Source organism: Streptomyces sp. NPDC041122, assembly GCF_055592445.1.
The window spans coordinates 1,211,050-1,223,410 of record NZ_JBVIYQ010000001.1 but is presented as its reverse complement, the minus strand read 5'-3'; the positions used below and the strand labels follow the sequence as shown (position 1 = coordinate 1,223,410).

The 12,361-nt window shown below is 67.0% G+C and carries 17 protein-coding genes; 16 read left to right on the top strand and 1 reads right to left on the bottom strand.

Going from position 1 to position 12,361, the window contains the following annotated elements; translation table 11 throughout:
- The first annotated feature begins 16 nt into the window (after positions 1-16).
- The 4 genes from rpsL to tuf all read left to right on the top strand — a co-directional run bounded on the left by rpsL (position 17) and on the right by tuf (position 4,365).
- A complete protein-coding gene (gene rpsL, locus ACZ6B8_RS05385) occupies positions 17-388 on the top strand; it encodes a 30S ribosomal protein S12 (RefSeq protein WP_003948652.1) in 372 nt (123 codons plus the stop codon).
- Between the two features lie 2 nt (positions 389-390).
- Positions 391-861 (top strand): 30S ribosomal protein S7, encoded by a 471-nt coding sequence (gene rpsG, locus ACZ6B8_RS05380; protein ID WP_003974303.1) that lies wholly within the window; start codon positions 391-393, stop codon positions 859-861.
- Positions 862-900: 39 nt separating this feature from the next.
- Positions 901-3,027: an elongation factor G gene (gene fusA, locus ACZ6B8_RS05375; RefSeq protein WP_471084530.1), complete on the top strand. Its 2,127-nt coding sequence runs from the start codon at positions 901-903 to the stop codon at positions 3,025-3,027.
- A 144-nt stretch (positions 3,028-3,171) separates the two neighbouring features.
- A complete protein-coding gene (gene tuf / locus ACZ6B8_RS05370; RefSeq protein ID WP_150171078.1) occupies positions 3,172-4,365 on the top strand; it encodes an elongation factor Tu in 1,194 nt (397 codons plus the stop codon).
- A 113-nt stretch (positions 4,366-4,478) separates the two neighbouring features.
- Here the strand turns inward: tuf and ACZ6B8_RS05365 are convergent, their stop codons facing one another.
- Positions 4,479-5,966 (bottom strand): ADP-ribosylglycohydrolase family protein, encoded by a 1,488-nt coding sequence (locus tag ACZ6B8_RS05365; RefSeq protein WP_471606330.1) that lies wholly within the window; start codon positions 5,964-5,966, stop codon positions 4,479-4,481.
- A 511-nt stretch (positions 5,967-6,477) separates the two neighbouring features.
- Between ACZ6B8_RS05365 and rpsJ the strand changes: the two genes are divergently transcribed.
- The 12 genes from rpsJ (at position 6,478) to rplN (ending at position 12,360) form a co-directional block, all read left to right on the top strand.
- Complete coding sequence (gene rpsJ, locus ACZ6B8_RS05360) at positions 6,478-6,786, top strand: 30S ribosomal protein S10 (RefSeq protein WP_003948644.1); 309 nt, start codon at positions 6,478-6,480, stop codon at positions 6,784-6,786.
- Positions 6,787-6,800: 14 nt separating this feature from the next.
- Positions 6,801-7,445, top strand: a complete 645-nt coding sequence (gene rplC, locus ACZ6B8_RS05355) for a 50S ribosomal protein L3 (RefSeq protein WP_055553489.1) — start codon at positions 6,801-6,803, stop codon at positions 7,443-7,445.
- An 8-nt stretch (positions 7,446-7,453) separates the two neighbouring features.
- The gene (gene rplD, locus ACZ6B8_RS05350; protein WP_355803850.1) at positions 7,454-8,107 is read left to right on the top strand and encodes a 50S ribosomal protein L4; all 654 of its coding nucleotides are present in this window, start codon (positions 7,454-7,456) and stop codon (positions 8,105-8,107) included.
- A complete protein-coding gene (rplW, locus tag ACZ6B8_RS05345; RefSeq protein ID WP_223776220.1) occupies positions 8,107-8,526 on the top strand; it encodes a 50S ribosomal protein L23 in 420 nt (139 codons plus the stop codon). The genes rplD and rplW overlap by 1 nt, the downstream gene beginning before the upstream one ends.
- A 39-nt stretch (positions 8,527-8,565) precedes the next feature.
- Positions 8,566-9,402 carry a 50S ribosomal protein L2 gene (gene rplB, locus ACZ6B8_RS05340; RefSeq protein WP_355803847.1) on the top strand — a complete coding sequence of 279 codons (837 nt, stop codon included), beginning with the start codon at positions 8,566-8,568 and terminating at the stop codon, positions 9,400-9,402.
- 12 nt (positions 9,403-9,414) lie between these two features.
- Entirely contained in the window at positions 9,415-9,696 is a 282-nt protein-coding gene (rpsS, locus tag ACZ6B8_RS05335) for a 30S ribosomal protein S19 (RefSeq protein ID WP_069770399.1), read from the top strand.
- A 41-nt stretch (positions 9,697-9,737) separates the two neighbouring features.
- Positions 9,738-10,085 carry a 50S ribosomal protein L22 gene (gene rplV / locus ACZ6B8_RS05330; RefSeq protein ID WP_004571827.1) on the top strand — a complete coding sequence of 116 codons (348 nt, stop codon included), beginning with the start codon at positions 9,738-9,740 and terminating at the stop codon, positions 10,083-10,085.
- Positions 10,085-10,927, top strand: coding sequence for a 30S ribosomal protein S3 (rpsC, locus tag ACZ6B8_RS05325; RefSeq protein ID WP_125514476.1), 843 nt, complete (start codon positions 10,085-10,087; stop codon positions 10,925-10,927). Before rplV ends, rpsC begins: the two co-directional genes overlap by 1 nt.
- Before the next feature lie 5 nt (positions 10,928-10,932).
- A complete protein-coding gene (gene rplP, locus ACZ6B8_RS05320; RefSeq protein ID WP_030782563.1) occupies positions 10,933-11,352 on the top strand; it encodes a 50S ribosomal protein L16 in 420 nt (139 codons plus the stop codon).
- Complete coding sequence (gene rpmC / locus ACZ6B8_RS05315) at positions 11,352-11,576, top strand: 50S ribosomal protein L29 (protein WP_127912615.1); 225 nt, start codon at positions 11,352-11,354, stop codon at positions 11,574-11,576. The genes rplP and rpmC overlap by 1 nt, the downstream gene beginning before the upstream one ends.
- A complete protein-coding gene (gene rpsQ / locus ACZ6B8_RS05310; protein WP_150171090.1) occupies positions 11,576-11,863 on the top strand; it encodes a 30S ribosomal protein S17 in 288 nt (95 codons plus the stop codon). The genes rpmC and rpsQ overlap by 1 nt, the downstream gene beginning before the upstream one ends.
- Before the next feature lie 128 nt (positions 11,864-11,991).
- On the top strand, positions 11,992-12,360 hold the full coding sequence (gene rplN / locus ACZ6B8_RS05305) for a 50S ribosomal protein L14 (protein WP_003974257.1): 369 nt from the start codon (positions 11,992-11,994) through the stop codon (positions 12,358-12,360).
- Position 12,361: the final 1 nt, after the last annotated feature.

The following is a 12,361-nucleotide window of genomic DNA, read 5'->3' as shown; positions in this document are numbered from 1 at the left end:
AGAAACCGGAGAAGTAGTGCCTACGATCCAGCAGCTGGTCCGCAAGGGCCGGCAGGACAAGGTCGAGAAGAACAAGACGCCCGCACTCGAGGGTTCGCCCCAGCGCCGTGGCGTCTGCACGCGTGTGTTCACGACCACCCCGAAGAAGCCGAACTCGGCCCTCCGTAAGGTCGCGCGTGTGCGTCTGACCTCTGGGATCGAGGTCACGGCCTACATTCCGGGTGAGGGACACAACCTGCAGGAGCACTCCATCGTGCTCGTGCGTGGTGGCCGTGTGAAGGACCTGCCTGGTGTTCGCTACAAGATCATCCGCGGTTCCCTCGACACCCAGGGTGTCAAGAACCGCAAGCAGGCCCGCAGCCGCTACGGCGCCAAGAAGGAGAAGTAAGAATGCCTCGTAAGGGCCCCGCCCCGAAGCGCCCGGTCATCATCGACCCGGTCTACGGTTCTCCTCTGGTGACCTCCCTCATCAACAAGGTGCTGCTGAACGGCAAGCGCTCCACCGCCGAGCGCATCGTGTACGGCGCCATGGAGGGCCTGCGCGAGAAGACCGGCAACGACCCGGTCATCACGCTGAAGCGCGCGCTTGAGAACATCAAGCCGACCCTCGAGGTCAAGTCCCGCCGTGTCGGTGGCGCGACCTACCAGGTCCCGATCGAGGTCAAGCCGGGCCGTGCGAACACGCTCGCCCTGCGCTGGCTGGTCGGTTACTCCCGCGCCCGTCGCGAGAAGACCATGACCGAGCGTCTGCTCAACGAGCTCCTCGACGCCTCCAACGGCCTCGGTGCCGCTGTGAAGAAGCGCGAGGACACCCACAAGATGGCCGAGTCCAACAAGGCCTTCGCGCACTACCGCTGGTAGTCGCTACCCACATCGAGACCGAGAGAAGACTGAGCCGACATGGCTACCACTTCACTTGACCTGGCCAAGGTGCGCAACATCGGCATCATGGCCCACATCGACGCGGGCAAGACGACGACCACCGAGCGGATCCTGTTCTACACCGGTGTCTCGTACAAGATCGGTGAGGTCCACGACGGCGCCGCCACGATGGACTGGATGGAGCAGGAGCAGGAGCGTGGCATCACGATCACCTCTGCTGCCACCACCTGTCACTGGCCGCTGAACGACGTCGACCACACCATCAACATCATCGACACCCCGGGCCACGTCGACTTCACCGTCGAGGTGGAGCGTTCGCTCCGCGTGCTCGACGGTGCCGTGACGGTGTTCGACGGCGTCGCCGGCGTTGAGCCCCAGTCCGAGACCGTGTGGCGTCAGGCGGACCGCTACGGCGTCCCGCGTATCTGCTTCGTCAACAAGCTCGACCGCACCGGTGCCGAGTTCCACCGTTGTGTCGACATGATCGTCGACCGCCTCGGTGCGACCCCGATCGTCATGCAGCTGCCCATCGGCGCAGAGGCTGACTTCAAGGGCGTCGTCGACCTCGTCACGATGAAGGCCTTCGTCTGGTCCGCAGAGACCAAGATGGGCGAGGCCTACGACATCGTCGACATCCCGGACACGCACACCGAGGCTGCCGAGGAGTACCGCGGCAAGCTGCTCGAGGCCGTGGCCGAGAACGACGAGCAGATGATGGAGCTGTACCTCGAGGGCCAGGAGCCCACCGAGGAGCAGCTGTACGCGGCGATCCGTCGTGTCACCATCGCGTCGGGCAAGGGCGGCGACACCACCGTCACCCCCGTCTTCTGCGGCACCGCGTTCAAGAACAAGGGCGTTCAGCCCCTGCTCGACGCCGTCGTGCGCTACCTGCCGTCCCCCCTGGACGTCGAGGCCATCGAGGGCCACGACGTCAAGGACCCGGAGACGGTCGTCAAGCGCAAGCCGTCCGACGACGAGCCGCTGTCGGCCCTCGCGTTCAAGATCGCGAGCGACCCGCACCTCGGCAAGCTCACCTTCGTCCGGATCTACTCCGGTCGCCTGGACTCCGGCACCGCGGTGCTGAACTCCGTCAAGGGCAAGAAGGAGCGCATCGGCAAGATCTACCGCATGCACGCGAACAAGCGTGAGGAGATCGAGTCGGTGGGCGCCGGTGACATCGTCGCCGTCATGGGTCTGAAGCAGACCACCACGGGTGAGACGCTCTGTGACGACAAGCAGCCGGTGATCCTGGAGTCCATGGACTTCCCGGCGCCGGTCATCCAGGTCGCCATCGAGCCGAAGTCCAAGGGTGACCAGGAGAAGCTGGGTGTAGCCATCCAGCGTCTCTCGGAGGAGGACCCCTCCTTCCAGGTCCACTCGGACGAGGAGACCGGCCAGACCATCATCGGTGGTATGGGCGAGCTTCACCTCGAGGTGCTCGTCGACCGCATGAAGCGCGAATTCCGCGTCGAGGCGAACGTCGGCAAGCCGCAGGTCGCGTACCGCGAGACGATCCGCAAGACCGTCGAGCGCGTGGACTACACCCACAAGAAGCAGACCGGTGGTACCGGTCAGTTCGCCAAGGTGCAGATCGCGATCGAGCCCATCACGGACGGCGACGCGTCGTACGAGTTCGTGAACAAGGTCACCGGTGGCCGCATCCCGCGGGAGTACATCCCGTCGGTGGACGCCGGTGCGCAGGAGGCCATGCAGTTCGGCATCCTGGCCGGCTACGAGATGACTGGCGTCCGCGTCACCCTTCTCGACGGTGCCTACCACGAGGTCGACTCCTCGGAGCTCGCCTTCAAGATCGCCGGCTCGCAGGCCTTCAAGGAGGCCGCGCGCAAGGCCAGCCCTGTGCTGCTCGAGCCGATGATGGCCGTCGAGGTCACCACGCCCGAGGACTACATGGGCGATGTCATCGGCGACATCAACTCCCGCCGTGGCCAGATCCAGGCCATGGAGGAGCGCAGCGGCGCTCGCGTCGTGAAGGGCCTCGTGCCCCTCTCGGAGATGTTCGGCTACGTCGGAGACCTCCGCAGCAAGACGTCGGGTCGCGCAAGCTACTCAATGCAGTTCGACTCCTACGCCGAGGTTCCGCGGAACGTCGCCGAGGAGATCATCGCGAAGGCCAAGGGCGAGTAACTCACCCCAGTTAACGCTTTAGGCTTGACACCATCCGTCGGGGTTCGACCCCGCAGGGCAAGAACCCCGGCGGCTGGCTTCCCAGCAAAGATCACCTGGCGCCGATGAAGCAAGGCGTACAGAACCACTCCGCAGGAGGATTCAGTGGCGAAGGCAAAGTTCGAGCGGACTAAGCCGCACGTCAACATCGGCACCATCGGTCACATTGACCACGGTAAGACGACCCTCACGGCCGCCATTACCAAGGTGCTGCACGACGCGTACCCCGACCTGAACGAGGCCTCGGCCTTCGACCAGATCGACAAGGCTCCCGAGGAGCGCCAGCGCGGTATCACGATCTCGATCGCGCACGTCGAGTACCAGACCGAGGCGCGTCACTACGCCCACGTCGACTGCCCCGGTCACGCGGACTACATCAAGAACATGATCACGGGTGCCGCGCAGATGGACGGCGCCATCCTCGTGGTCGCCGCCACCGACGGCCCGATGCCGCAGACCAAGGAGCACGTGCTCCTGGCCCGCCAGGTCGGCGTTCCGTACATCGTGGTCGCCCTGAACAAGGCCGACATGGTGGACGACGAGGAGATCCTGGAGCTCGTCGAGCTCGAGGTCCGTGAGCTCCTCTCCGAGTACGAGTTCCCGGGCGACGACCTTCCGGTCGTCAAGGTCTCCGCTCTGAAGGCCCTCGAGGGCGACAAGGAGTGGGGCAACACCGTCCTCGAGCTCATGAAGGCCGTGGACGAGTCCATCCCGGAGCCCGAGCGCGACGTCGACAAGCCGTTCCTGATGCCGATCGAGGACGTCTTCACGATCACCGGTCGTGGCACCGTCGTCACCGGTCGTATCGAGCGTGGTGTCCTCAAGGTCAACGAGACCGTCGACATCATCGGCATCAAGACCGAGAAGACCACCACCACGGTCACCGGCATCGAGATGTTCCGCAAGCTGCTCGACGAGGGCCAGGCCGGTGAGAACGTCGGTCTGCTCCTCCGTGGCATCAAGCGCGAGGACGTCGAGCGCGGCCAGGTCATCATCAAGCCCGGTTCGGTCACGCCGCACACCGAGTTCGAGGCCCAGGCCTACATCCTGTCGAAGGACGAGGGTGGCCGTCACACCCCGTTCTTCAACAACTACCGCCCGCAGTTCTACTTCCGCACGACGGACGTGACCGGCGTCGTGACCCTCCCCGAGGGCACCGAGATGGTCATGCCGGGTGACAACACGGAGATGTCCGTGGAGCTCATCCAGCCCGTCGCGATGGAAGAGGGCCTGAAGTTCGCCATCCGTGAGGGTGGCCGGACCGTCGGCGCCGGCCAGGTCACCAAGATCAACAAGTAAGTCCGCTTACTTGCTGGGCTTGATGCCTGGTAGCTCCTGCGAGCTCTGAGAGAGCCCGTACGACTTCGGTCGTACGGGCTCTTTCGCGTGCGCGGCGGGTGTCCGGTGCCTTCTCAGTCCCGGTCCCACGCCCCACCCAGCGCCTCCAGGCGCTGCCCGTACTCCACCGTCTCCATCCACTCCGGCGGCCACCCCGACGAGCCTCGGTGCGCCCCTGCCAGGGCTCCCGCCAGGGCCGCCGTCGCCGCTGAGTCGCCCGACGTGTGGGACGCGCGGCGCAGCGTGTAGCGGGGGTGGGCCTGCGTCGTCAGGAAGGCGTACAGGGCGCCGGCGAGCACCGCGTCGGAGGCCCGGGCCGCGCCGACCGCGCCGCCGGGGTCGCGGGAGGGGTCGCCCGAGCCCAGGGCGGCCTCCACCGCGTCCAGCGCCGCCACGCACTCCTCCCAGCCCATCGCGATGAACGACGCCGCGTCGGCCCGGGGCGCCAGATCCCCCAGCCAGTCCGAGCGGTACGTGCAGCGGGACGTCTCCGCGTGGACGCGCAGCTCCGCGAGCAGGTCGGCGGGCGCGCAGCGATGCCGCAGCAGGTGGACCGCCTGCGCCGCCAGGTCGCTCGCCGCCAGCGCGGTGGGGTGGCCGTGCGTGAGGGCAGCCTGCAACTGGGCGATGCCCGAGCGCTGGTCGGCGCTCAGATACGGCGCGAGGCCCACCACGGCCGCGCGTACCACCGCCGCGCACCCCTTCGACCCGGCGGCCGTCGCCTCCTGCCACGGGACCGGCGCCGCCAGCGCCTCGCACGCGGCCAGCGTCGTACGGCCCGGCGCGCGGTCGTTGTCGGGGGAGTACCGCCAGCGGATCAGATGCGTGCGCAGCGCCGTCGCGACCGCCCCCGGCGTCAGCCACGGGGGAGCCGGCAGGGCGCCCCGCGCCGTGAGGGCGGCGCGCGCATCCGCCTCCGGCAGGGGAGCCGGAACCGCCACCGCCGCCAGTGCCTCTCCGACGGTGAGCGCCAGCTGTGTCTGGTCGGAGACGCGGACCGTGCCGTCGCCGGAGAGCGGCAGCTCCATCGACTCCCACGCCCCGTACGCCGACGCGATGCCGTCCAGGGGGAGGAGCGAGAGCGGGCGGCCCATCGCGTCGCCGATCGCCAGGCCGAAGAGGGCTCCGCGGGCCGAGCGCCACCGGGGGGCCCGCACCGGCAGGTCCGCCAGGTCGTACAGGGATCCGAGGCTCGGCGCCGTCGTGAGCGCCCCCGCCACCACCGCCGGCGACCCCGCCAGCTCGCCCAGGACCACCGTCGGGGCCACCCCGCGCGCCTTGCCCTCGCGCAGCCGGTGCATCCAGCGGCTGTCGTTGCGGGCCCGCGACCCCGCGTCCCTGCGCACGATCCAGCCCGCCGCGTCGTCCTCGTCGCACGCCCACACATAGGTGGTGACCGCGCCCCGCTCGTCCGCCACGGCCACGTACCGCACCGGGCGAGCCGTCCCTGACGCGTACTCGGCGGGGCCGCTGACCTGCGAGAACGCTACGTCGTCCTCGAAGTGGGGGTTGATGTATCGGCGGGGGACGAAGCGCGGTCCCGGCGCGGCTGCTTGCGTCACTTCAAGGTTTCCGTCTCGTCCGGCGGGAGATCGTCACCGCCAGCCTGCCCCAACGGAGTTGCGGCGCGCCCACCGCACCCCGGGTTTGATCTCCGTCACGTACCGGGTACGATCTCCGGCTCGATTGGCACCCGGCGTGCCCCGTATGGCAGACTGTCGGGGTTGCTCGGTTGAGTGCCGATGCTGCGCGCCTCCCGCCGGGAGGACCGGAAGCGAGTCCCACAGTACTCGTCGCCCCATCTGCCGAAGGATCCGCAAGGACCCGCAGGCAGCGCTGAGGCGGACGTACGGGAATCTTTCGGGAAGTGCGGTGCGGTCGCTCGGCCAGGCGCCCGGTGGGTTTCTTCCCCCGGACCCGCGGTCATCTGGGCCGCAGCCCCTAGCAGGGATTCTCCTTCGGGAGAATTGTGTGAGCGGGACTGCGACACGCCCGACCGCGTGGGTCGGAGGAAGTAGAAAAAAGGGCCCCCGAGGTGCCAGAGCGTTCGAGACGAAGGACTACTAAGTAGCCATGGCGGGACAGAAGATCCGCATCCGGCTCAAGGCCTACGACCACGAGGTCATCGACTCCTCGGCGAAGAAGATCGTCGAGACGGTGACGCGTACTGGTGCGTCGGTCGCGGGCCCGGTGCCGCTGCCCACTGAGAAGAACGTGTACTGCGTCATCAAGTCGCCGCACAAGTACAAGGACTCTCGCGAGCACTTCGAGATGCGCACGCACAAGCGCCTGATCGACATCCTCGACCCGACCCCCAAGACCGTTGACTCGCTGATGCGCCTGGACCTTCCGGCCGGCGTTGACATCGAGATCAAGCTCTGAAGGGCGCGAAGAAGATGACCAAGCAGATCAAGGGCATCCTGGGCGAGAAGCTCGGCATGACCCAGGTCTGGGACGAGAACAACCGCATCGTCCCGGTGACCGTGGTCAAGGCCGGGCCCTGCGTCGTTACCCAGGTCCGTACGAATGACAGCGACGGCTACGAGTCGGTCCAGATCGCCTTCGGCGAGATCGACCCGCGCAAGGTGAACAAGCCCCTCAAGGGCCACTTCGCCAAGGCCGACGTGACCCCCCGTCGCCACCTCGTCGAGATCCGTACCGCTGGTGCCAGCGAGTACACCCTCGGCCAGGAGCTGACCGCCGAGACGTTCGAGGCCGGTATCAAGGTCGACGTCACCGGCAAGAGCAAGGGCAAGGGCTTCGCCGGTGTGATGAAGCGTCACAACTTCGCCGGTGGCAAGGCCTCCCACGGTGCCCACCGCGTGCACCGCAAGCCCGGCTCCATCGGTGGCTGCGCCACGCCTGGCCGTGTCTTCAAGGGCCAGCGCATGGCCGGTCGCATGGGCAACGAGCGGGTCACCACCCAGAACCTGACCGTCCACGCCGTTGACGCGGAGAAGGGCCTGCTCCTGATCAAGGGCGCGGTTCCTGGTCCGAACGGCGGCCTCGTCCTGGTCCGTACCGCGGCCAAGGGGGCCTGAGGTAACCCATGAGCACCATTGACATCCTTTCGCCGGCAGGCGACAAGACCGGGACGGTCGAGCTCCCCGCGGAGATCTTCGACGTCGAGAAGATCAGCATCCCGCTGATCCACCAGGTCGTCGTCGCCCAGCTGGCCGCGGCCCGTCAGGGCACGCACAAGACCAAGCGTCGTGGCGAAGTCCGCGGTGGCGGCAAGAAGCCGTACCGCCAGAAGGGCACCGGCCGCGCGCGCCAGGGTTCGACCCGTGCGCCGCAGTTCGCCGGCGGTGGCGTCGTCCACGGCCCGCAGCCGCGTGACTACTCGCAGCGGACCCCGAAGAAGATGAAGGCCGCGGCCCTGCGCCACGCCCTCACCGACCGGGCCCGCAACGCTCGTATCCACGTTGTCACCAACGTGGTCGAGGGCGACATCTCCACCAAGGCCGCGAAGACGCTGCTCGGCAAGGTCAGCGAGCGCAAGAACGTGCTCCTGGTCATCGACCGCGCGGACGAGACTTCGCTGCTCTCCGCCCGCAACCTGCCCCAGGTGCACATCCTGGAGCCGGGCCAGCTGAACACGTACGACGTGCTCGTGTCGGACGACGTGGTCTTCACCAAGGCCGCGTTCGAGTCCTTCGTGTCCGGCCCGCAGGCCACTGACACCGAAGGGAGCGAAGCCTGATGGCCATCCGTCACCAGAGCATCGCGTCCAAGGCTGCGAAGGCCGCCAAGGCCGCGCGCGTCGCCAAGGCGAAGCGCATCGCGACCGAGGGCAAGATCGCCGTTGAGCCCACCCCGCTGAGCAAGTCCTTCTCGGACCCGCGCGACGTCCTCGTCAAGCCGGTCGTCTCCGAGAAGTCCTACGCGCTCCTCGACGAGGGCAAGTACACGTTCATCGTGGCCCCCGGCTCCAACAAGACCCAGATCAAGCAGGCCGTCGAGTCGGTCTTCTCGGTCAAGGTCACCGGAGTCAACACGATCAACCGTCAGGGCAAGCGCAAGCGCACCAAGTCTGGTTTCGGCAAGCGTGCCGACACCAAGCGCGCGATTGTGACCCTTGCTGAGGGCGACCGTATCGACATCTTCGGCCAGGCCTCCTAACGGAGCGCCCTGGTCCGAATATCGGACGAGGACTGAGAAATGGGAATCCGCAAGTACAAGCCGACTACGCCGGGCCGCCGTGGCTCCTCCGTAGCCGACTTCGTCGAGGTAACGCGGTCCACGCCGGAGAAGTCGCTGGTTCGCCCGCTGCACAGCAAGGGCGGCCGTAACAATTCCGGTCGTGTGACCGTTCGCCACCAGGGTGGCGGACACAAGCGCGCCTTCCGCGTGATCGACTTCCGTCGTCACGACAAGGACGGTGTGCCGGCCAAGGTCGCGCACATCGAGTACGACCCCAACCGCACCGCGCGCATCGCGCTGCTGCACTACGCGGACGGCGAGAAGCGCTACATCCTCGCCCCGCGCGGCACGCAGCAGGGTGACCGGATTGAGAGCGGCCCCGGTGCCGACATCAAGCCCGGCAACAACATGGCGCTGCGCAACATCCCGGTGGGTACGACGCTCCACGCCATCGAGCTGCGGCCCGGCGGCGGCGCGAAGTTCGCCCGCTCCGCTGGTGCCTCCGTGCAGCTGCTCGCGAAGGAAGGCGCCATGGCGCACCTTCGTATGCCGTCCGGCGAGATCCGTCTCGTCGACGTGCGCTGCCGCGCCACCATCGGCGAGGTCGGCAACGCCGAGCAGTCGAACATCAACTGGGGCAAGGCCGGCCGCATGCGCTGGAAGGGCGTCCGCCCGACCGTGCGTGGTGTCGTGATGAACCCGGTCGACCACCCGCACGGTGGTGGCGAAGGCAAGACCTCCGGTGGTCGTCACCCGGTCTCGCCGTGGGGCAAGAAGGAGGGTCGTACTCGTGATCGCAACAAGGCGAGCAACAAGTACATCGTCCGTCGCCGCAAGTCGAACAAGAAGCGCTAGGAGCGGGTTTAGATGCCGCGCAGTCTCAAGAAGGGGCCCTTCGTCGACGACCACCTCGTAAAGAAGGTGGACGCTCAGAACGAAGCCGGTTCCAAGAACGTCATCAAGACCTGGTCCCGTCGCTCGATGATCATTCCCAGCATGCTGGGTCACACGATCGCGGTGCACAACGGCAAGACCCACATCCCGGTGTTCGTCACCGAGTCGATGGTCGGCCACAAGCTCGGCGAGTTCTCGCCGACTCGCACCTTCCGCGGCCACGTCAAGGACGACCGGAAGTCGAAGCGCCGCTAGCGCGGGGTGGAACGACTATGACTAACACCGAAGGGACAACCATGGAAGCCAGGGCCCAGGCGCGGTACATCCGCGTCACGCCCATGAAGGCCCGCCGCGTGGTGGACCTCATCCGTGGCATGGATGCCACGGAGGCTCAGGCGGTCCTGCGTTTCGCCCCGCAGGCCGCGAGCGTGCCGGTCGGCAAGGTGCTGGACAGCGCCATTGCCAACGCCGCGCACAACTACGACCACACCGACGCCTCTTCGCTGGTCATCAGCGAGGCGTACGTGGATGAGGGCCCGACCCTGAAGCGGTTCCGTCCGCGTGCGCAGGGTCGTGCCTACCGGATCCGTAAGCGGACCAGCCACATCACCGTGGTCGTCAGCAGCAAGGAAGGAACCCGGTAATGGGCCAGAAGGTAAACCCGCACGGGTTCCGGCTCGGTGTCACGACCGACTTCAAGTCGCGTTGGTACGCCGACAAGCTGTACAAGGACTACGTCAAGGAAGACGTCGCCATCCGTCGGATGATGACGTCCGGCATGGAGCGCGCCGGCATCTCGAAGGTGGAGATCGAGCGCACCCGTGACCGCGTGCGTGTGGACATCCACACCGCTCGTCCCGGCATCGTCATCGGCCGCCGTGGCGCCGAGGCCGACCGCATCCGCGGTGACCTCGAGAAGCTCACGGGCAAGCAGGTCCAGCTGAACATCCTCGAGGTCAAGAACCCCGAGGTCGACGCTCAGCTCGTGGCCCAGGCCGTGGCGGAGCAGCTGTCCTCCCGCGTCTCCTTCCGTCGTGCCATGCGCAAGAGCATGCAGTCGGCGATGAAGGCGGGCGCCAAGGGCATCAAGATCCAGTGTGGTGGCCGTCTCGGCGGCGCCGAGATGTCGCGCTCGGAGTTCTACCGCGAGGGCCGCGTGCCCCTGCACACGCTCCGCGCCAACGTCGACTACGGCTTCTTCGAGGCCAAGACGACCTTCGGCCGCATCGGCGTGAAGGTCTGGATCTACAAGGGCGACGTCAAGAACATCGCCGAGGTCCGCGCCGAGAACGCCGCTGCCCGTGCGGGTAACCGCCCGGCCCGTGGCGGCGGCAACGACCGCCCGGCCCGTGGTGGCCGCGGTGGCGAGCGTGGCGGCCGCGGCCGCAAGCCGCAGCAGCAGTCCGCGCCGGCTGCCGAGGCCCCCAAGGCCGACGCTCCCGCCGCCGCTGCCGCTCCGGCTGAGAGCACCGGAACGGAGGCCTGACCGAAATGCTGATCCCCCGTAGGGTCAAGCACCGCAAGCAGCACCACCCCAAGCGCCGCGGTCAGGCCAAGGGTGGTACGACGGTCGCATTCGGCGAGTACGGCATTCAGGCCCTCACGCCGGCGTACGTGACCAACCGCCAGATCGAGGCGGCTCGTATCGCGATGACCCGCCACATCAAGCGTGGCGGCAAGGTCTGGATCAACATCTACCCGGACCGCCCCCTCACCAAGAAGCCTGCCGAGACCCGCATGGGTTCCGGTAAGGGTTCTCCGGAGTGGTGGGTCGCGAACGTTCACCCGGGACGGGTGATGTTCGAGCTGTCGTACCCGAACGAGAAGATTGCTCGTGAGGCGCTCACCCGCGCTGCTCACAAGCTTCCGATGAAGTGCCGCATCGTCCGGCGCGAGGCAGGTGAGTCGTGATGTCGGCCGGTACCAAGGCGTCCGAGCTGCGCGAACTGGGCGACGAGGAGCTTGTCAACAAGCTTCGCGAAGCCAAGGAAGAGCTGTTCAACCTCCGCTTCCAGGCGGCGACGGGTCAGCTCGAGAACCACGGTCGGCTCAAGGCCGTCCGTAAGGACATCGCGCGGATCTACACCCTGATGCGTGAGCGCGAGCTGGGCATCGAGACGGTGGAGAGCGCCTGATGAGCGAGAGCAACGTGACTGAAGAGACGAAGGCCGCCCGCGGCTTCCGCAAGACCCGTCAGGGTCTTGTCGTCAGCGACAAGATGGACAAGACCGTCGTCGTCGCTGTCGAGGACCGCGTGACCCACGCGCTGTACGGCAAGGTCATCCGCCGTACGAACAAGCTCAAGGCGCACGACGAGCAGAACGCTGCCGGCGTCGGCGACCGCGTCCTCCTGATGGAGACGCGTCCGCTGTCCGCCACCAAGCGCTGGCGCATCGTCGAGATCCTCGAGAAGGCCAAGTAGGTAATTCCCGCAAGGGAATTCCAACAAGTACAGCTCCTAGGGGTATCCCTCGGAGTTCGTTCCGCCAGGCTCCCGGGGCAGTTCGCTGAACTGCCCCGGGGGAACCGGCAGACAAACAGGAGATAGACGTGATCCAGCAGGAGTCGCGACTGCGCGTCGCCGACAACACGGGTGCGAAGGAAATTCTCACCATCCGTGTTCTCGGTGGCTCGGGTCGCCGCTACGCGGGCATCGGTGACGTCATCGTCGCCACCGTGAAGGACGCGATCCCCGGTGGCAACGTGAAGAAGGGTGACGTCGTCAAGGCGGTCATCGTTCGCACCGTCAAGGAGCGCCGCCGTCCGGACGGCTCGTACATCCGCTTCGACGAGAACGCCGCCGTCATTCTGAAGAACGACGGCGACCCTCGCGGCACCCGTATCTTCGGCCCCGTCGGCCGTGAGCTGCGCGAGAAGAAGTTCATGAAGATCATCTCGCTCGCGCCGGAGGTGCTGTAAG

Coding starts and splice junctions, on each gene's coding strand:
- rpsG (WP_003974303.1), top strand. CDS start 391: ATGCCTCGTAAGGGCCCCGCCCCGAAGCGCCCGGTCATCATCGACCCG.
- rpmC (WP_127912615.1), top strand. CDS start 11,352: ATGTCGGCCGGTACCAAGGCGTCCGAGCTGCGCGAACTGGGCGACGAG.
- rplC (WP_055553489.1), top strand. CDS start 6,801: ATGACCAAGCAGATCAAGGGCATCCTGGGCGAGAAGCTCGGCATGACC.
- rpsS (WP_069770399.1), top strand. CDS start 9,415: ATGCCGCGCAGTCTCAAGAAGGGGCCCTTCGTCGACGACCACCTCGTA.
- rplP (WP_030782563.1), top strand. CDS start 10,933: ATGCTGATCCCCCGTAGGGTCAAGCACCGCAAGCAGCACCACCCCAAG.
- rplV (WP_004571827.1), top strand. CDS start 9,738: ATGGAAGCCAGGGCCCAGGCGCGGTACATCCGCGTCACGCCCATGAAG.
- rplB (WP_355803847.1), top strand. CDS start 8,566: ATGGGAATCCGCAAGTACAAGCCGACTACGCCGGGCCGCCGTGGCTCC.
- rpsQ (WP_150171090.1), top strand. CDS start 11,576: ATGAGCGAGAGCAACGTGACTGAAGAGACGAAGGCCGCCCGCGGCTTC.
- fusA (WP_471084530.1), top strand. CDS start 901: ATGGCTACCACTTCACTTGACCTGGCCAAGGTGCGCAACATCGGCATC.
- rplD (WP_355803850.1), top strand. CDS start 7,454: ATGAGCACCATTGACATCCTTTCGCCGGCAGGCGACAAGACCGGGACG.
- rpsJ (WP_003948644.1), top strand. CDS start 6,478: ATGGCGGGACAGAAGATCCGCATCCGGCTCAAGGCCTACGACCACGAG.
- rpsC (WP_125514476.1), top strand. CDS start 10,085: ATGGGCCAGAAGGTAAACCCGCACGGGTTCCGGCTCGGTGTCACGACC.
- rplW (WP_223776220.1), top strand. CDS start 8,107: ATGGCCATCCGTCACCAGAGCATCGCGTCCAAGGCTGCGAAGGCCGCC.